1 protein-coding gene is annotated in these 1,032 nt (G+C 38.4%); it reads right to left on the reverse strand.

Translation table 11 applies throughout. The annotated features are described in order from the left end of the window. Window positions 1–201: 201 nt before the first annotated feature. A partial coding sequence (locus tag ESZ26_RS19055; RefSeq protein ID WP_211361249.1) for a transposase occupies window positions 202–1,032 on the reverse strand: 831 nt, incomplete at its 5' end.

Consider the following 1,032-nt stretch of genomic DNA (forward strand, 5'->3'; position numbering starts at 1 on the left):
TAACGAGCCTGTAGAATTACTCGTTTTTAAAATTATTTTTAATCAAAATACTCTAACTGGATTGTTTTCTTTTAACAATCAAAAACGTTTACGTTTTTGGCGATTTCTATTTTTACATCGTTGAGCATTGAGTGATGAAGGACTTTCTACCTTCTTTCGTCTTCTGAGGCGTTTTTCGAGGGGGAATTCGAGGATTATAGCCTAATGTAGGCTATTTCTTAACTTTTCTATGTTATGAACAAGGCAATACATTTGCCATTGGCTATTCACTTTTTCTTGCCCGCGCAAGGTGAATTGGTTCATGCTTTTATTAACCGTTATATTACCAAAAACAGGTTCAATGGCACCTAATCTTTTACTGTATTGCCTTCGACCTACAGGGCTGTCTATTTTTACTTTCATTTTATCGCTATAGCTCACTACCCGATTAGTTTCATCTGGAAATTGCACTTGTCGCCCTGTTTCTTTAGGTGGGTTTCGCATGCATTGTTGTTGCAAAGGACAAACGCGGCAGTGTTTTAAAAAACCAGAGAACCGTGTATAAGCTTTACCTTGAGTTATTATCTGCTTACTCTGTAACCACATGCTTTTACCTGCGGGACAACGACAGGTTATGGCCTCTTTATCAAAGTAAAAATCATCTCTAGTAAACTGTTTAGGTTTGCCTTTACTGCGTTTTAATCGTCGCTTTTCTTTTTCTGTTTGATACGTTTCGCTCATTTTAAATAAGGGATTACGGCTTCTAAAAGCATTATCAGCCATGTAACTATCTAGCCCTGTTGATGCCATGAACTTAAGATTAGCCTCACTATGAAAACCACTGTCGGCAGTAAACTTGGCTGTTGAGAATGTTTCTGGTGTGCCTAAATTGGTTAGTTGTTTTTTGAGTTGCTCAATGGAAGGTTTTAAGGTCTGTTGTTCCGCAACACTACCCCATGCTTGGGCTTGCAGAATGATTTGATGCTTGTCGTCATTAATAGCAATACCATTGTAACCTTGAATGGTGCCTTTACTGGTGGTCATTTTGGCGCT

The sequence above is a fragment of the Colwellia hornerae genome (assembly GCF_007954355.1).
Classification (GTDB): Bacteria; Pseudomonadota; Gammaproteobacteria; order Enterobacterales; family Alteromonadaceae; genus Colwellia_A; species Colwellia_A hornerae.